The 17,871-nt window shown below is 71.9% G+C and carries 13 protein-coding genes; 10 read left to right on the top strand and 3 right to left on the bottom strand.

Annotated elements, in window-relative coordinates; genetic code table 11:
• Positions 1 to 577 precede the first annotated feature (577 nt).
• Entirely contained in the window at positions 578 to 1,384 is an 807-nt protein-coding gene (locus AC0VYP_RS21130) for a dioxygenase family protein (RefSeq protein ID WP_475471437.1), read from the top strand.
• 52 nt (positions 1,385 to 1,436) lie between these two features.
• Here AC0VYP_RS21130 and AC0VYP_RS21125 read toward each other — a convergent pair whose 3' ends face one another.
• Positions 1,437 to 3,062, bottom strand: coding sequence for a peptide chain release factor 3 (locus tag AC0VYP_RS21125; protein WP_285758720.1), 1,626 nt, complete (start codon positions 3,060 to 3,062; stop codon positions 1,437 to 1,439).
• 140 nt (positions 3,063 to 3,202) lie between these two features.
• On the opposite strand from AC0VYP_RS21125, the gene AC0VYP_RS21120 reads away from it, so the two are divergent.
• The 9 genes from AC0VYP_RS21120 to AC0VYP_RS21080 all read left to right on the top strand — a co-directional run bounded on the left by AC0VYP_RS21120 (position 3,203) and on the right by AC0VYP_RS21080 (position 12,484).
• On the top strand, positions 3,203 to 4,195 hold the full coding sequence (locus AC0VYP_RS21120; protein WP_475471434.1) for an NADPH:quinone oxidoreductase family protein: 993 nt from the start codon (positions 3,203 to 3,205) through the stop codon (positions 4,193 to 4,195).
• Between the two features lie 210 nt (positions 4,196 to 4,405).
• A complete protein-coding gene (locus AC0VYP_RS21115) occupies positions 4,406 to 5,206 on the top strand; it encodes an SDR family oxidoreductase (protein ID WP_475471433.1) in 801 nt (266 codons plus the stop codon).
• 288 nt (positions 5,207 to 5,494) lie between these two features.
• The gene (locus tag AC0VYP_RS21110) at positions 5,495 to 6,388 is read left to right on the top strand and encodes a lysostaphin resistance A-like protein (RefSeq protein ID WP_475471431.1); all 894 of its coding nucleotides are present in this window, start codon (positions 5,495 to 5,497) and stop codon (positions 6,386 to 6,388) included.
• Between the two features lie 16 nt (positions 6,389 to 6,404).
• Positions 6,405 to 7,604 (top strand): sensor histidine kinase, encoded by a 1,200-nt coding sequence (locus AC0VYP_RS21105; RefSeq protein WP_285758727.1) that lies wholly within the window; start codon positions 6,405 to 6,407, stop codon positions 7,602 to 7,604.
• Entirely contained in the window at positions 7,601 to 8,206 is a 606-nt protein-coding gene (locus AC0VYP_RS21100) for a response regulator transcription factor (RefSeq protein WP_285758729.1), read from the top strand. The genes AC0VYP_RS21105 and AC0VYP_RS21100 overlap by 4 nt, the downstream gene beginning before the upstream one ends.
• Positions 8,207 to 8,281: 75 nt before the next feature.
• Complete coding sequence (locus tag AC0VYP_RS21095; protein WP_475471429.1) at positions 8,282 to 8,944, top strand: hypothetical protein; 663 nt, start codon at positions 8,282 to 8,284, stop codon at positions 8,942 to 8,944.
• Positions 8,945 to 9,532: 588 nt separating this feature from the next.
• On the top strand, positions 9,533 to 10,942 hold the full coding sequence (locus AC0VYP_RS21090; protein WP_475471428.1) for a hypothetical protein: 1,410 nt from the start codon (positions 9,533 to 9,535) through the stop codon (positions 10,940 to 10,942).
• A gap of 33 nt (positions 10,943 to 10,975) precedes the next feature.
• Positions 10,976 to 11,680 (top strand): hypothetical protein, encoded by a 705-nt coding sequence (locus tag AC0VYP_RS21085; RefSeq protein WP_475471426.1) that lies wholly within the window; start codon positions 10,976 to 10,978, stop codon positions 11,678 to 11,680.
• 177 nt (positions 11,681 to 11,857) lie between these two features.
• On the top strand, positions 11,858 to 12,484 hold the full coding sequence (locus AC0VYP_RS21080; protein ID WP_475471424.1) for a hypothetical protein: 627 nt from the start codon (positions 11,858 to 11,860) through the stop codon (positions 12,482 to 12,484).
• A gap of 6 nt (positions 12,485 to 12,490) precedes the next feature.
• Here AC0VYP_RS21080 and AC0VYP_RS21075 read toward each other — a convergent pair whose 3' ends face one another.
• Both AC0VYP_RS21075 and AC0VYP_RS21070 read right to left on the bottom strand, forming a co-directional pair.
• A complete protein-coding gene (locus tag AC0VYP_RS21075) occupies positions 12,491 to 15,802 on the bottom strand; it encodes a right-handed parallel beta-helix repeat-containing protein (RefSeq protein WP_475471422.1) in 3,312 nt (1,103 codons plus the stop codon).
• A gap of 91 nt (positions 15,803 to 15,893) precedes the next feature.
• Positions 15,894 to 17,471 (bottom strand): hypothetical protein, encoded by a 1,578-nt coding sequence (locus AC0VYP_RS21070; protein ID WP_475471421.1) that lies wholly within the window; start codon positions 17,469 to 17,471, stop codon positions 15,894 to 15,896.
• Positions 17,472 to 17,871: the final 400 nt, after the last annotated feature.

The following is a 17,871-nucleotide window of genomic DNA, read 5'->3' as shown; positions in this document are numbered from 1 at the left end:
TTGGTGCGGACGTCAAGCCATCACCCAAAGTATCGACCCGCTGGCCGTGCGACAGAGGGCGTTCGAAGTTTTACTGATGTCTTCTTTTGTAACCCTTGCCCATGCGGGATCGGGTTGGCACTTTCCGGTTGTGCAGTGGGAGCGTTCGCTGAGGTGGAGACCATTTGAGGACGCCAATTTTTGTAAAAAAATCCAGACCGAATCCTGCTCCGTTCGCAGAGCTTAACGGTATCGGCAGTTCGATGTGGCGGGCGATGCTTCGGAAGATCCGTCACATCTGACTCGAAGCGGCTTGGTTCCGGAGCGGGAGGCGGAGTGGTTCGCGCGTATCCGTGCCGCACATCGGGCCTGCTTCCTTGTGGGTCCTGGGTCCTGTGTTCCTCGTGGCCCGAGGTTCCCGTCGTGCGACGGGAAGGCCCTGTGCGCAGTCCTTCGTGTCGAGAGAGGCCTTTGCGTCTCTGTCCGGCAGGGGTTTTCACCTGTTGGCGCTCCGTTCCGCATCGTCTACTATCTTCTTGGGAAGATTTTTTCTAGATAGACTTCTGGTGCTCCGTGCGGGAGCGGTGAAGGAGGGGTCATGACCGACGCCGATCCGCGGACCGGGACCGACCGGATGCCCGTGCTGTACTTCGGCCACGGGGCCCCGCCGCTGGCCGACGACGCGCTGTGGACCGGCCAACTGGCCGGGTGGTCAGCCGACCTGCCCCGGCCCACGGCCGTGCTCATCGTGTCCGCCCACTGGGAGGCCGCCCCCGTCACCCTGGGCGCCACCAGTACGGTCCCGCTGGTCTACGACTTCTGGGGCTTTCCCCGGCGCTACTACGAAGTCACCTATCCGGCACCGGGCGCCCCGGCCCTCGCGGCCTCGGTGCGCGCGCTGCTGGGCGGCTCCGCGATCCCGGTCGCCGAGGACCCCGGGCGCGGGCTGGACCACGGCGCCTACGTCCCGCTCAAGCAGATGTACCCCGACGCCGACGTTCCGGTGCTCCAGATCTCGATGCCCACCCTGGATCCGCGCGACCTGTTCGAGGTCGGCCGGCGCCTCGCCCCCTTGCGCGACGAGGGGGTGCTGATCATGGGCAGCGGCTTCCTCACCCACAACCTGTCCTGCGTGGACATGAGCCAGGGGCCCGGTTACCAGCCGCCGTCCTGGTCGGTGGAGTTCGACGACTGGGCCGGCCGGGCCGCGCACAGCGGTGACGTCAACGCCCTGCTCGACTGGCGGGTCAAGGCTCCGGCCGCGGACATCGCCCACCCGCGCAGCGAGCACCTCGCCCCACTGTTCGTGTCCCTGGGGGCCGGCAGCACCACCACCGAGACCGCCAGTACCGTCATCGACGGGTTCTGGTACGGGCTGGCCAAACGCGCCTTCCAGTTCGGCTGACCCGTGGTGGCGCCGGGCCGGCCGCGGGGGCCCGGCACGGCGCCACCACGCGTCAGGCCGAGTCCTCCACGCCGCCGGCCAGCAGCGCCTCCATGACGAGGTCCGGCTGGTCGCGCTGGATGACCTTGAGGCGCCACTTGTTGTGCACCAGGACCAGCAGCTCGTCGTCGGAGCGCCGGGTGAGGACCTCGGCGCCGGAGAGCCCGTGCAGGATCGGTGCGGAGGCGGCGTCGGTGCGGCGCGCCACCGCGTAGTCCAGCGGCGAGAGTTCGATCGGCGCGCGGAACTCGTGCTCCATCCGGTGTTTGACCACGTCGAACTGGAGGGGGCCCACCGCCGCGAGGACGGGAGCCTGTTCGCCGCGCACGTCGGAGACCAGGACCTGCACCACGCCCTCGGAGTCCAGCTGCTCGATGCCGCGCCGGAACTGCTTGTAGCGCCCGGCGTCCAGGGCGCGCGCAACCATGAAGTGCTCGGGGGCGAAGCTGGGGATCGGCGGGAAGTGCACCGGCTTGCCCTCGTACAGGGTGTCGCCCACGCTCAGGGCGTGCGCGTTGACCAGCGCGATCACGTCACCGGCGAAGGCGGTGTCGATGGTGTGCCGCTCCGAGCCGAACACCGCCTGGGTGTACTTGGTGGCGAAGGGGCGGCCCGAGGCGGCGTGGGTGAGGACCATGCCGCGGTCGAAGCGGCCCGAGCACACCCGTACGAACGCCATCCGGTCGCGGTGCTGCTTGTCCATGTTGGCCTGCATCTTGAAGACCAGACCGGAGAAGGGCGCCTCGATCGGCCGGGGGGTCCCCTCGGCGTCGGAGCGCGGCTTGGGCGCCGGCGCGAGGTCCACCAGCGTGCGCAGCAACTGCGCCACGCCGAAGTTGGTCAGCGCCGCGCCGAACAGCACGGGCGAGGACTTCCCGGCGAGGAAGGACTCCTCGTCGAAGTCGGCGCCGATCTCGCCCAGGAGCTCGATCTCCTCCAGGGCCTGCGTCCAGGTCTCGCCCTCGACCTGCTCGGCCTGGTCGTCGGAGAGACGCTCCTCCTCGGCGCGGGTCGCGCCGCCGGGGGTGCGGCGCATCTTGGTGTAGCCGCCCTCCACGCGGTCGATGAGGCCGCGGAAGTCACCGGCGATGCCCACCGGCCAGTTCAACGGGGTGGGGCGCAGGCCGATGCGCTGCTCGATCTCGTCGAGGAGTTCGAGGGGCTCCCGCCCGGGGCGGTCCCACTTGTTCACGAAGGTGATGACCGGGATGCCCTGGTTGCGGGCCACGTCGAACAGTTTGAGGGTCTGCGGCTCCAGGCCCTTGGCGGAGTCCAGCAGCATGATGGCCGCGTCCACGGCGGCCAGGACCCGGTAGGTGTCCTCGGAGAAGTCGGCGTGGCCGGGGGTGTCCAGAAGGTTCAGGACGCAGTCGTCGTAGTCGATGCGCAGCGCCGCGGAGGTGATGGAGATCCCGCGCGCCTGCTCCATCTCCATCCAGTCGGAGGTGACGCCCTTGCGGTCGCCCTTGCCGTGCACCGCGCCCGCGGAGGTGATGGCGGCCGCGTGCAGCGCCAGCGCCTCGGTCAGGGTGGACTTGCCCGCGTCGGGGTGGGAGATCACCGCGAACGTGCGCCGCCGGGCAGCCTCGCCGACCGCTTCGGGAAGTTTGCTGGTCGAGGTATGCGCTGCCACAGTCACCGGTACTCGTCTCGTCGCTGAATTGCCCCTCGAAATCTACCTCAACGCCGCACGGCCCCCGGCCTTGACGGAAACAGCGGGCAGACGCTTCACTCATTACCGACCGGTCGGTATCGCGCTCTCTGTGTCGGAGGCAAGCGGTGAAAGCGTTGCGGGTCCACGAACCGGGCGAGCCCGGCACCGTCCTGAGGGCCGAGGAGGTCGAGCGCCCCGAGCCGGGCCCCGGCCGGCTGCTCGTCCGGGTGAGCGCGGCGGCACTGAACTTTCCCGACGCGCTGCTGTGCCGCGGCCACTACCAGGAGAGGCCCCCGCTGCCCTTCACCCCGGGCGTCGAGGTGTGCGGCGAGGTCGTCGCGGTCGGCGAGGGGGTCCCGGACATCCCGGGGATCGCGGTCGGCGACCGGGTGATCGGCTCGCCGGTGCTGCCCCACGGCGGGTTCGCCGAATACGCGCTGATGACCGCCGCCGAGGTCCTGCCCGCCCCGGGAACGCTCTCCGACGCCCAGGCGTCCACACTGTTCATCGGCTATCAGACCGGGTGGTTCGCACTGCACCGCCGAGCGGAGCTGCGCGCAGGGGAGACCGTCCTGGTGCACGCGGCGGCCGGGGGCGTGGGCGGTGCGGCGGTCCAGTTGGCCAAGGCCGCCGGCGCCCGGGTGATCGGCGTCGTGGGCGGTGCTGCGAAGACGGACCATGCCCGCGCGCTGGGCGCCGACGTGGTCGTGGACCGGCACACCCAGGACTTCGTTCCGGTGGTCAAGGAGGTCACCGGGGGGCGCGGCGCCGACGTCGTCTTCGACCCCGTTGGGGGCGACGCCTTCACCCGCTCCACCAAGTGCGTGGCCTTCGAGGGGCGCGTCGTGGTGGTCGGCTTCGCCGGCGGCACCATTCCCGCGCCCGCACTCAACCACGTCCTGCTCAAGAACTACTCGCTGCTCGGACTGCACTGGGGGCTCTACGTCCGCCGTGCGCCCGCCCTGGTGCGGGAATGCCACGAACAGCTCACCGACCTCGCGGCGCGCGGCCAGATCACGCCGGTGGTCAGCGAGACGCTCGCTCTCGGGGAGGTCCCCGAGGCGCTTCAGCGGCTGGCCGACGGGACGACGATCGGGCGGTTGGTCGTCGCGGGATGACCCCCTGGGGGCTGCGATCGCCGCCCGGCGGTCGGAAAAGACCTGCTTCCACCCCACCACCGCCTGCGCGGCCGCCCGAACGCGCCCGGGCGTGCGGTCATGGGTGACCACGGGAACCGTCATCGCCCGGAAGCCCTGGGAAGACCACCCGTTCCCACCCCCTGAAGAACGTTCAACCCCCTGCAAGACATGAAGAACTGGAGACCCCGCATGGGACGCCCCTTCGACGTGGCCGGCCGCACCGTTGTCGTCACCGGTGGTGCCGGCGGTATCGGGTACGCACTCGCCGATCGCCTCCTGCGCGGGGGAGCCGCCCGGGTGGTGCTCGCCGACCGCGATGGCGGACAGGCCGCAGATGCCGCCGCCCGGTTGGGCGAGCGGGCCCACGGCATCACCCTGGACGTCACCGACGCCGCCGCGGTGGCCGCGGTCGTCGAGGAGGTCGAGAAGACCGCCCCCATCGACCTGTGGTGCGCCAACGCCGGTGTCGCGCGGGGCGAGGAGTTGGGCGGGGACGCCGACTGGGAGGTCTCCTGGCGCGTCCACGTCCGGGCCACGTTGCACGTCGCCCGGATCTTGGTGCCCCGAATGGTGGGGCGCGGCGGCGGCCACATCATGATCACCGCCTCGGCGGCGGGGCTGCTCACCAACGTTGACTCCGCCGCCTACTCGGTCACCAAGCACGCCGCGGTCGCCTTCGCCGAATGGCTGGCCGTCCGTTACGGCGACGACGGCCTCGACGTCTCCTGCCTGTGCCCCATGGGAGTCAACACCGCCATGACCGCCCAGGACGGGCCCGCCGCCGCGACCCGGCTCGGCGGGGCGTACATCGAGCCCGAGGACGTCGCGGAGTCCGCGGTTCTGGCGCTGGCGGAGGGCCGTTTCCTGATCCTGCCCCAGCCGCAGGCCGCGGTCATGGAGCAGCACCGTGCGGGCGACCGCGACCGCTGGCTCTCGGGCATGCGCAGGGCCTGGCGGGAACTGCGCGCCGCACGGCCCTCTGCACCCTGACCGCCACGACCGTTGTAGACGTCGGCCGGGAGGCGGCGAGGGCCCCGTCGGGCATGACAGATGTCATGCCCGACCCGTGCGGGACGCGGAGAAAACCCATGATCGGCGACACTCTGTAATGGCCCTGTGCCGGATTAGCGTCGAGACATGCACCTCAACGACGACCGTTTCCCTTCGCCCCCGACCCCGCCAGCGGACCCCGGAGCGGTGCGGACCTCCCCGACCTCCCCGGACGGCCCCGCGGTACCGCCCCGGCGCCGCCGCGGCCCGCGGCCGGTGCCGCCGGGCGTGGAGTACCACCGTGTGCTCGCGGGGGAGAAGCGCCGGATCGGGCGCGGCATCCTCGCGATCGTGCTCCTCCTGGCCGGCCTGTTCGTCTTCGGCGTCGTCCTCTCCGAGGCCGCCGCCTTCATCGACACGCGGTCGGCCACCACCGCGCCAGCGGGGAGCGGCCCCGTGTACACGCCGCTGTTCCACGCCGCCACCTTGTCCTCGATCGCCCTGCTCATCCCGTGGAGCATGGCCATCCAGCGGTGGCTCTACGGCGTCCGCGCGGCCTCACTGCACTCCGTGGTGTCGCGCTTCAGGTTCGATGTGTTCGGGCGGGCGGTCATGTTCATCGGCCCCGTCTGGCTGATCGCCTCGGTCGTCCTGAGCCTCCTCGTGCCCAAGGAGCAGGCGTACTGGTCGTCAGCGGGCCTGGCCGCCATGTTCGTCTTCACCGTCCTGCTGGCGCCCTTGCAGTCGGCCGGGGAGGAGTACGGCCTGCGCGGGCTCGTCCTCCGCGTCGCCGGGAGCTGGGGCCGGGGCCCGCGTGCGGGACTGGCCTCCGGCGTCCTGGTCTCCAGCCTGGTGTTCATGGTCATCCACCTCTCGACCGACCCGTGGCTGAACCTCTGGTACTTCACGTCCGCCGTCAGCCTGGCCCTCATCACCTGGCGCACCGGCGGGATCGAGATCGCGATCGTCGTGCACGCGCTGAACAACACGTTCCTCTTCCTCTTCGACATCGTCATGCACTCCGACTTCGACTCCATTTTCGAGCGGTCGGCTGGGGACGGGTCGCCCGCCGTGCTCGTCCTCTGCGCCGCCGTCGTCGCGATCACGGCGGTGGTGTGGCTGCGCACGCGCCGGACGGGACCGGTCCTGACCCCCTCGGGCCCGCAGTCGGTGCGGGGGTGACGCGACAATGGCGGTCATGAGCGACTCACCACCGGTCGGCGCCCGCAAGTTCGAGACCTACGCGCGCTGGTCCGCCTACCTGGCCGTCTCGATGCCGGTCGGCACCCTCCTCCGGAGCGCCGCCGAGGCGGACCGGCTCACCGGGGCGGCCCTCGCCGTGTCGGTCGCGGCGGTCGTGCTCTGCCTCCTCCTCGTCACCGGGAACGTCCTCGTCACCAAGTGGAGCATCGACACCCTCGTCGGGCGCGCACGGCGTCTTCCCCTCGCCGGTGTCGTCGTGTGGCTGCTGGTCCTCGCCGCCTTCACGGTCGTGGCCTCCATGCTTTCCCACCCCGCGATGGGCCTAACGGTCGCCGCGGCGACCGGTTCGGCGGCCGCGAGCTTCGTCCCCGCCCTCCACGCGCGCCGGGCACTGCTGCTCAACGCGGTGACCCTCGTCCTCACCGTCCCGCTCATCGGCTTCGCCGACCTCGTCCTCCTGCTGTCCGCCGTGGTCCTGACCACCATCATCCTGTGGCTCTGCTGGTCGAGCGCCTGGATGCTGCGGGTGCTGCGCGAGCTGCAGGCCGCGCACGAGACCCGGGCCGAACTCGCGCTCGCGAACGAACGCCTGCGCATCTCCCGCGACCTCCACGACGTGTTCGGCCGGACCCTGGCGACGATCGCGGTCAAGAGTTCGTTGGCGTCGGAACTGGTCGGGCGCGGCCACGGCGAGCGGGCCGCGGCCGAGATCACCGAGGTCCGGCGCCTCGCCGATGAGGCCGGGACCGAAGTCCGCCGGGTTGTGCGCGGCGAGCTCCGCACGACCTGGGAGGGTGAGGTGTCGGGTGCGCGATCACTGCTGGAGTCCGCCGGCATCCGCTGCACGGTGACCGGGGACCCCGTGCCGGAGGAGTGCGCGCAGGCGCTCGCGTGGGTCGTGCGCGAGGGCGTCACCAACGTGCTGCGCCACTCGGCGGCGACCCGGGTCACCCTCGCGACCGCCGACGAGGACGGGGAGGTGCTCCTCAGCATCGCCAACGACGGGGCCGCTCCCGCGGGCTCCGCGCGGACCGACGGGTTCGACGCGCACGCGGCTGCCGTCGGCGGGGGAATGGGGCTGCGCTCGATGTCCGAGCGGATCCGTGCGCTGGGCGGTCGCCTCACCACGCGCCGCGACGGCACCTGGTTCCTGCTCGACGCCACCGTCCCGTCCCCGGAGGGAGACCCCGCATGACGCGCATCCTCGTCGCCGACGACGAACACCTCATCCGCGACGCCGTCGCCGGACTGCTCGACCTGGAGGACGACTTCGAGGTCGTCGGCAGGGCCGCGTCGGGCGACGAGGCACTGGCGACGGCCCTGCGGGTCCGTCCCGACGTGGCCCTGCTCGACCTGCAACTGCCCGGGCCCGACGGCATCGAGGTGGCCCGGCGGCTCGCGGTGGAACTCCCGGACTGCCGCTGCGTCATCGTCACCTCGCACGGTCGCCCCGGCTACCTGAAGTCGGCCCTCGCCGCGGGCGTGCGCGGTTTCCTGCCCAAAACCGTCTCCTCCCGCACGTTCGCCCGGGTCGTGCGCAGCGTCGCGGACGGAGGGCGCTACGTTGACCCCGAGCTAGCGGCCGAGGCGATCAGCGCGGGGGACTCCCCGCTCAGCCCGCGCGAGGCCGACGTCCTCGCCCTGGCGCGCGACGGCGCGCCCGTCGAGGAGATCGCCCGGCGCGTCTCGCTCTCCCGGGGGACCGTGCGCAACCACCTCGCGGCAGCCATCGCCAAGCTCGACACCTCGAACCGGCACGAGGCCGCGCGCGTCGCCGCCGAGCACGGCTGGATCTGAACCGGTCCGGTGGCCTGGAGACCGGACCGGCCCCGATACAGGCGAGTCGTTCCCCACGATGACAAGGAGTCCGCGATGTTCGAGGAATGGCGGCGGCGTCGGGCCGCTCGGCGGGTCGAACCCGGTGACGGGCGCCCCCTGAAACGCTTCCGTCGGTGGCAGCCGCTCTCCCGTGCCCTGTTCTACCTCTCGTCGGAGGGTGACGACGGCCGACTGGTCGTCTATGCCGTTGACGTTGACCACGGGCAGCGGTTCCTGTCCGAGGACGGCAAGGGCAGGGCCCACCTGTACCTCGACGGCAGACACCACGCCGAGTCCGTGCTCCCCGCGGCCTTCCCCGTCCGGGGCGGCACGATCGAGGTGGAGGAGTTGACATTCGGCCTCAAGCGCTGCCACTACGTCACCGTCGAGGGGACCGAGTACCGACTCGTCCCGGACCCGAGGTCCGGCGAGGGGCGCCGCGCGCGCTTCGACCGTGAGCACCCCGTGCTGAGCCGCTGGGTCGGCTTCTCCTCCCTGGCCCTGGCCGTCGTCTCCCTGGCCCTCGTACTTCCCCAGCTTGTCGAAGCGGCCTTCCTGCTGCCGCCCGTGGCCCAGCGTTTCGGCACCTTCACCTCACCCGTTGACCTGCCCGCATGGCTCAACGTCACGCTCGGGCTCGGGATCACGCTGGCCGGCGCGGAGCGCGCGCTGCGCCTGCGGTACAACTGGCTGCTCGACTCCGTCGGGCAGGGGTGACGGCGGATCGGTTGATTGGAGTCCGGTTCCACCGGTCGCCCCGGTTTTTCCGGGCACGTTCCGGGGGCGACGTCCGGTGTTTCCTTCGTTGACCAGCGAACTCGCCGAGTTACGGTCCGGTTTACCGCGAATATCCAAGCGGCCGAATGTGGCCAATGCGGTGGCTGGTCGGGCACGAGGGGATAACGGAATCGGTCGCGGATCGCCACGGGGTGCCCTTTCACCGGTACTGTGCCCTCGGTGTCGGCACAGCTCATCAGGCGTGCCCGGGCCCGACCATCGACCAACCGGGTGGTCCGGAACCAGTAGTGGTGCCGTCCGGAACCTGGTTTCTTACGGCTGGGCAGGGAGAATCGAGAATCAGTATGATCGTCACTATCAAGGGGAACTCCTGCGCCCCTCCTTCTCTCCACCCCCCGTCCGCGATCGGCCCGCAACGCGATTTCCGGGCCTCAACGGCGGACACGAACCGTACCCGAACGGGTTCACGCCGGTGATGATCACAGTGTCCGCGCCTCGCCCCGTGTCCCGAGGCGGCCGGCGTGCGTCCTCGCCGGTGTCGCGCCCGGCCCGTCGCCTGGAGGTGTCATGACGCAGTCCGCCCAGCCGGGCGACCGGGTCACCGTCGTCATCGCCTCCGACGAGCTCAGCGCGGTGGTCACCATCGAGGGACGGCCCCAGACCGTGCGGGGGGAGGGCGCGAAGGAGACCCGCCGGATCGCCCTCGACCTCGCCGCGGGCTACGCCACGCACATCGGTCGCCCCGTGCTCATCGAGGCGCGGGACGACTTCGGGGTGCTTCGCCTGGAGGCGGCTCCGGGAGGGGTCGTGCGGGGCCTGACCGAAACCTCGCCGCTCCCGCAGCCCAAGCCCAAACCCGCGCGGAGCGGGAAGGGCGGTGCCAAGGTCGCGCTGGCCGTCATCGGCGGCCTGGTGGCCATCGGGCTGGTCGCGGTCGGCGTGGTCGTGGTCATCGGTCTCCTGCCCGGTCAGACGGTGGCGCAGGACGGCGGAGAAGGACCGGTGCTGCTGGACGGGCGTTCGCCGCCCGCCGGCTTCGCCTCCACCGCGGACTGGCGGATCCCCCTTGCCCCGGGGACCCGGCCGGCCGTCGCGCCGGACGGGGGGAGCGCGGCGATCATCACCCTCGACGAACGCCTCGCCCTCGTTGACGGTTCCGGTGAGCAGTCGTGGTCGGGGGAACTGCCTCTCCCCGTCAGCGAGATCAAGGGCCTGTTGAGGTTCGGCGAAGGACCGGACGGCCCCCGGGTCGTCGTCGTGGGTCCTTCGTCGTTCTGGCTCTGGCCCACCGGCGGGGGAGACCCCGTGGAGTATCCGCTCGCTTCGGGTGCCCAGGTCACCTTCGGCGGTAGCGCGCCACTCGTCACCACCGACGACGGCGTGCTGCTGCCGCAGGACGACGAGCTGGTCGAGGTCGATGTGCCGGAGGGGGCCGGGGCCATGCTCGCGCACGGCTCCGAGGTCCTGATGGCGGCGGCGGGCGCCCGCTGGTTCTGGGTTCCCGGCGAGGGGGCGTCCACCGAGGTCGAGGCGGACGCCCCCGAGGGAGCCGAGGACGAGGGCCGGATGCTCACGGCATCGGAGAACCACGTCGTCGTGCGGTGGAAGGACCCGGCCGCCGACCGTGTCCTCCTGGGGTTCCACGACCCCAGGGACGGCTCGGTCGTCGCCTCCGCTTCGATCGCGGTCGAAGAACTCGCGGACGCCCACCTGATCGAGGGGGCGGGTGTCGCGGCGTACGGGTCCGTCCTGCTCGACCCGGACAGTCGGGAGACGCGGGTGCTCAGCGGCTTCAAGCCGTTGAGTGCGGCCGGGGACGTCCTCTACGGCGAGCTCGACGGCGAGCAGGTGGCCGTGGGAGCCGACGCACTGCCCGAGGAGATGGAACCGAACGCGGCCCGTCCGTGGGGGCTGCTCGACGGCCGCGCCGTCGTCGTTGACGGCAACAACGGCCTTTACGCACTTCCCCCTGATTAACCCTTTTGTCCTTTGTTTCTAGTGAGGAGACGCATGTCCTACACAGCACGTGCTCTCGGCGTGACGGCCGCTGGCATCCTTGCCTTCGGCTTCACGGCGACCCCTGCGCTCGCTGACGGCGCTGTCGCGCCGGAAGCACCGGTCGAGGACGCCCTCGCCCAGGAGGCGCAGGAAGCGGCGGTCACGCTTCCCGCGGCCGTCGTCCCGCTGTTGGACGAGGTTGACCCGCCCATCGACCCCCCGGTTGACCCGCCCGTTGACCCGCCCATCGACCCCCCGGTGGACCCGCCCGTTGACCCTCCGGTGGACCCCCCGGTGGACCCGCCCGTTGACCCTCCGGTGGACCCCCCGGTGGACCCGCCCACGACCCCGCCCACCACCCCTCCGGGTAACGGCGGCGGTGGCGAGACCCCCGGTCCCGGTACCCCCGGCGGTGGCGGCAACGGTGGCGGTGGCGGTGGCAGCACCGGTGGTGGCGGTAACACCGGTGGTGGCGACGGTGGCGACACCAGGCCCGGTGGTGGAGCGGCTCCGGCCGGGAACAGCGGCGGCTCCGGCGGCTCCGGCGACGGCGGCCAGACCGGTACCACCGGCGCCAAGGGCGACAAGGCCGACGAGCAGCTCCCGGTCACCGGTGTCAACCTCACCGGTTTCATGATCGGTGCGGCCATGATCACCGGGATCGGCGCGGTGACGGTCTTCGCCGCGCGTCGTCCCACGCGACAGGTCCAGCTCTAGCGATCGGCCCACCTCCTGCGGGAGGTGGGCAACGGCCCCCTTCGTGTTCGTCGCGAAGGGGGCCGCGCTTTGCCCGACGCTACCCGAACCTTGAAGTTTCGTGGCTCGGCGTGACAGTCTAATTGCACTCAGTTACTATCTTCTCGTTCGCGTCGTCCTGTCGGGAAAAGGAGTGCAATGGCTGTACCCAGGAGTATTGCCCGGGGAGTGGCGGTCTCGGCCGTCACCGCGGCACTTCTGCCCCCCGTCCCCGCTCTCGCCGACGACCACGACCCCGCCGACCTCCCGGCCCTGGCCATCTCCCTCACCGACTCCCGCGACCGCATCGAGCCGGGGGAGGAGACCGACTACACCCTCACCCTGCGCAACGACGGCGAGCGGGCTGTCGAGGGCATCACCCTCGCCCAGACCGGCCCGCCGGAACTGGAGTTCCGCAGACCGGGGGAGGGCGGGCAGGTCCACGGCGGTGCCGTCACCTGGCAGCTCTCCCTCGAACCGGGCGAGGAGGCGGTGCGCACCGTCGCCGCGCTCATGAACGAGACCGGTTCCGACGTCTGGCGGGTGGCCGTGACCGCCTGCGCGGGCCTGGCCGCCGACCCCGCGCCGATCGTGTGCGCCAGCGACGCCAACCTGCTCCCGGCCGCCACGGCCGCCGACACCGCCGTCCGGGACACCGGCCTGACCGGCCTGCCCGCCCCGCTGCTCAAAGCCGTCTGCGCCGCCGCGGCGCTCGCCCTCCTCGTGGCCGCGGCGGCGGGACTGCTCTACTGGCGCCGCACCTCGCTGGAGCGCCGGGCGGCCTGAACCGGGTCAGAGCGGCGGGATGTCCTCGGGCAGCAGCGTGCTGAAGTCCTCCCGGCCGATGTCTCCGCCCATCTTCACCAGGCGTCCGGCCTGCCTGGTGATCATGCGCTCCAGCACCTGGCGGGCGTAGCGCGCGTTGCCGAAGGACGAGCCGCGCGGGACCGCCGAGAAGTGCTCGGCCAGGGCCTCCAGGGTCGCCGGACCGCACTCGTAGCCGGAGCCGCGCGCCATGCCGTCGATGATGCTGACCAGTTCCGCGTCGCTGTAGTTGTGGAACTCCACCCGGTGGCTGAACCGCGAGGACAGACCGGGGTTGGAGTCCATGAACCGGGCCATCTCGTCGGTGTAGCCGGCGACGATCACCGCCACCTCGTCGCGGTGGTCCTCCATCAGCTTGAGCAGGGTGTCCACGGCCTCCTGGCCGAAGTCCTGTCCGCTGCCGCCCCGGGGGGTCAGGGTGTAGGCCTCGTCGATGAACAGCACGCCGCCCTTGGCGCGCTCGAACACCTCCGTGGTCATCTGCGCGGTGTGGCCGATGTAGCGTCCCACCAGGTCCGAGCGCGCCGCCTCGATGACCTGGCCCGACGGCAGCACGCCGAGGGTGCGCAGCAACTGGCCGTACAACCGCGCGACCGTCGTCTTACCGGTACCGGGGGCACCGGTGAAGACCAGGTGGTGGCTCATGGAGGTCACCGGCATGCCCATGGCCTTGCGCTGGTTGGACATGAGCAGCAGGTTGGCGAGGTCGTTGACGGTCTCCTTGACCTCGCTCAGCCCGGTCAGGGAGTCCAGTTCGGCGCGCAGCTGGGCGAGTTCGTCGACGCTCTCGCCGGCCTTCTCCGACTCCGACACCTCCACCCCGAGGTCCACCGGGAGCAGCCGGGTGAAGTCGGCCGCGTTGTCCGGCGGGTCGCCGCCCAGCCGGTACGCCTGCCGGTCGATCATCTCCTCGAACAGTTTGCGCGCGCTGCGGCCGTTGCCGAACGTGGCGCCCCGGTGCATCCCCTCGAAGACCGTGCGCAGCGCGGCCTTCGTCTCGTCCACCAGCTCGTACTGGTGGGTGCCGCACATGTTCTCGACGATCTGCACCAGTTCGTCAACCTCGTAGTTGGGGAACTCCACCGTCCGGCTGAACCGCGAGGCCATACCGGGGTTGGCCGCGAGGAAGCCCTGCATCTCGTCGGTGTAGCCGGCGACGATCACCACGACGTCGTCGCGGTGGTCCTCCATCAGCTTCACGAGGGTGTCGATGGCCTCCCGGCCGAAGTCGGGGCCGCTGCCGCCGCCCTCCTGGCCCCCCGAGAGGGTGTAGGCCTCGTTGACGAACAGCACGCCGCCCTTGGCGCGCTCGAACACCTCGGTGGTCTTGATCGCGGTCCCGCCCACGTACTGCGACACCAGGTCCACCCGCGCAACCTCGACCACGTGGCCGTACCGCAGCACGTCCAGCTCGGCCAGGATGCGGCCGTAGAGGCGGGCGACCGTCGTCTTACCGGTACCGGGCGGCCCGCCGAAGACCAGGTGGCGGCTCATCGGCGGCGTGGGCAGTCCCATCTCCGCGCGCCGCTTGGCCATCTGGTTGCGGTTGATGAGCGTCTTGACCTCGTGCTTGACGTTGGCCAGCCCCACCAGCGCGTCCAGCTCGGCCAAGGGACCCTCGGGCTCCTCCTCGTCCTGCCCGCCGGCCTCGCCCGAAGGAAGCGGCGGAAGCTGCGCTGAGTCCCCGGCGGCGTCCTCGCCGTAGGAGTCCGGTACGCCGTTGCCGCTGCTCAGGAGGTCGTTGGCGCGGACCCGCTCGCTGCGCACGGTCTGGCGCAGCCCGGCCCGCCCGTTCTCGCGCACCGAGCAGTCCTCCAGCAGGACGTCCTCGGTACTGTGCACGAGGACGCCGTCACCCGCGTTGGCGAAGACCTCGCACCGGCGCAGGGTGGAGCGCGCGCCGGCTGCCACGAGCACACCGTTGCGCCGCCCGTTGTAGACCCGGGTGCGCAGCAGCGACGCCTCGCCGCCGTTGTGGACGGCGACCCCGTCGCCGGTGCACTCGGAGATGTCGCAGTCGCGGAGGTCGGCCCGCGCCTCCGCGCTCACGGTGATCCCGGTGTCGCGGCTCTCGCGGATCTGCACCCCCGTCAGCAGCGGCCGGGAGCGCTCGTCCACCTGCACGGCGCTCTTGCCGGTCCGCTCCACCGTGACGTTCTCCAGGCGGCCCTGGCCGCCCTTGCGGAAGCGCACGCCCTGGCCGCGGGTGTCGGTGACGGCGATGCCCCGCAGGAACGGGCTGCTGGCCTCGATGGCGAACCCGGGGCCGTCGGTGCCGGTGACCAGCCCCCGGTCGAACTCGGTGGTGCTGCCGCCGAGCACGCTCACGCCCTTGCCGCCGCGCACGGTCAGCCCGATGAAGGACGTCGCCGCCCGGTCCTCGGCGCGCACGCCGTCGCTCCCGGCGTCCTCGACCTCGCAGTCGGTGAACAGTCCCCGGGCCTTGTTCCACACGTGGATGCCCACGCCCTTGGGGCGGGCCACCCGGACCCGGCGCATCTGGGGGTCCGAACCGTTGTGCACGGCGACGCCGCGCCCGCCCAGGTCGTCGAAGCGGCAGTCCTCGACCTCCACGCGGCTGCGGCTGGACACCACCAGGCCGTCGTCGGGGCAGTCGTGCACCCGGACGTCGCGCAGGGCGGTGGAGGAGTCGTCCTCCAACGCGATGGCGGGTTTGGCGCACCCGGAGATGTCGCAGTCCTCGATGAGGCCGGACGCCTGGCCGCTGGCGAACACCCCGTTGCCGCGCACGTCGCGGAACACGCAGGAGCGCACCGTGGGCCGCCCCCGGTCGCCGATGACCAGCGCGCTGGTCTCGACGTCCTCGATCACGCAGTCCTCGATGATGCTGGTCTCGGCGGTGGTGATGACCACGCCCGCCCCGGCCGAGCAGGTGACGCGGCTCTCGCGCATCGCCAGCGCGCCGGTCTCGCGCACCACGACGGCCGTCCAGGCCGAGCCGTCCACCTCGCAGTCGGCCATCTCCACCTGTCCGGCGGGGATGTCCACGGCGGGCCGCTCCTCGTCGCGGCCGCGCAGCACCAGGCCGGACAGCTTCACCGCCTCCGCGCCCGAGATCACCGCGCTGCCCGACTCCGCCGTGATCTCCACGCTGCCCCGGCCGTCCCGCGCCATCAGCGTGACGACCTTGAGCAGCATCAGGCTCTCCTCGTAGCGGCCTGGAGCGATGGTGATGATGGCGCCGCTCTCCGCCGCGGCCAGCGCCGCTCCGATCGTCGTGTGCCCGTCCGGGGCTACCGTCAGGAGTTGCCTGGCCATCTGGTCTTCCTCTTCTCGATTCCGGGCCCCGGGCGGCCCTGTGCGCGATGGTACGGGGTGTTGGGCCCGCTCCGGACGGGGGATTCCGGGATCAGTCGCACGTCGCCCTGATGGCTCCGGCCGCGACGTGGGAACTCCTGCCCTCCTGGTCGGCGAGAGTATTTTCGCCGATGTTGGTGAGCTGGACGGTGAAACTCTCGGCGGGAGAGACGAGTCCGACGACCTTCACCCAGCCGCCGCGCACCTCCGACTGGCCGATGCCGAAGATGCCCACGGAGTCGCCCTCGGGCCGGTCACCGGGGAAGATCTGGTACTTGGCCTCCGCTTCCCCGACCCACAGCGGGCTCTCGTCGTCGGGCACGTACACCAGAAGCTCGCACGAGGCGCCCGCCGTGCCGGGGGTGAAGGTCCAGTGCGCGAACTGGCCGTCGCCGCGTTCGGGGTCGCCCGAGACGGGGATGGCGTCGTAGGTGCCGTAGCAGCCCTCCGCGTCGGTGTTCGCGTCGCGGGTGGCCCAGGAGGCGAAGCCCTCGCCCTCCTCCCACATGCCGGTGCGGCCGTAGGAGGTGGGGCCGTCCTCGGCGCAGCCGGGGCCGGCGACCTCGGAGTAGGCGGGGCCGGACTCCGAGGGGGAGGCGGAGGGGGACGGAGAGGGGGCGTCCGACGGTTCGGGCGACGCGGAGGCGTCGGCGGCCTCCCTTTCGGACGCGTCCGGGGACGCCTCGGGGGAGGGTTCCGCGTCGCCCTCCGGTGAGGGCTCCCCGGACGGCTCCTCGGAGGGGACCGCCGCCGAGAACGCGTTCATCCGCCCTTCGGGTTCGGCGGCCTCCTCGTCCTCGGCCGGTGCGGCGGCGGCCTTGGCGCCCTTCTCGGCGGGCGGCGCCGCGTCCCCGCTGGGGGCCTGCGCCCCGCCGACGCCGGGCAGGGAGTCGATGATCCCGGGGGCGTCCTCGCCCTTCATCGACGCCTCCGGCGCCTTCTCGTCGGCGCCCCCGCCGGTTTCCCGCTCCCCGCCGGAGGAGGCGACCGAACCGCCACGGGTGCCCTCCTCGGACGGGGCTCCAGCCCCGCCGCCGGACTCCCCGCCGTCTTCCCCGGGGGAGGGGGAGGCGCCGAGGGGCCCGGAGCCCCCGCTCTCCTCCTTCTTGGCCTCCGGCACGTACCCCGCCGAGGTGTCCTCCGGCGCGTCGTTGACGCCCCCGCCGCCACCGGAGCCCGCGTCGTCGCCGGAGGCCGCCTGGCGCCGGTCACCGGAGCCGGCGTCCAGGCCGGCCTGGGTGACCGCGGAGCCGTCCGCGCCGTCCGCCAGGCTGCCCGCGCTCAAGGGGACGGTCTCCAACGACACGTCCTGGGTGCCGGCCGAGACCGCGAAGGGCGCGGCGACCAGGATCAGTCCGGCGATGGCCGCGCCCGCGAGCACGGGGGCGCCGGGGCGGCCCAGCCGCGCGGTGGGGTCAACGGCCTCCAGTGGTGCGCCGGTCGTGGCACCCACGGAGTCGAAGGCGCGGGGGCGCGCGATGGCCTCGGCCGCCGTGGCCGCGTCGGTGGAGGACGCGGCGTCCGCGGCCACCGGGCGCGGGACGTCGGGGAGGCTCGTGTCGCGGGCGGCGGGGGCCGCGTCCGCTTCGGGCGCCGTCTTCTTCTGCGCACCCTCGAACTTCTCGGTCATTGACGGGCGTCCTTTCCAAAACCCTCGGCGGATCTGACCGCGCGGGGGAGCGGGGCCGGGGGGAACCTGGCGCTGCACGGGTGCGGGTGGGGGTTTCCCGCGGGGGCGGGCCGTGTCGCTGGCCGCGCCGGCGGTGGACGGCGGCGGCCGTCCGACCGGCTGGGCGTCATTTCCACAAGCTCTGAAGGGCGTCAACAGGCGGGAGAGGGCCGCCGCGTCCGGTGAGGTGCCTCCGGAGCGGATGCGTCTTTCCCTGTTTCTGCCGCACCCTTTCTACCATTCTCGACTATCCGCCCCCACTTGCGGAAGGTCGTGGGCCCTCCGGTCGGGGAACAGCCGTCCACCACATGCCCGGGCAGTCCGGGGACCGGTCGGGACAGGGGCTCGCCGACGCGCACGG

This window comes from Nocardiopsis sp. iso_186, from assembly GCF_056173365.1.
This window is presented reverse-complemented; position numbering and strand designations above follow the sequence as displayed.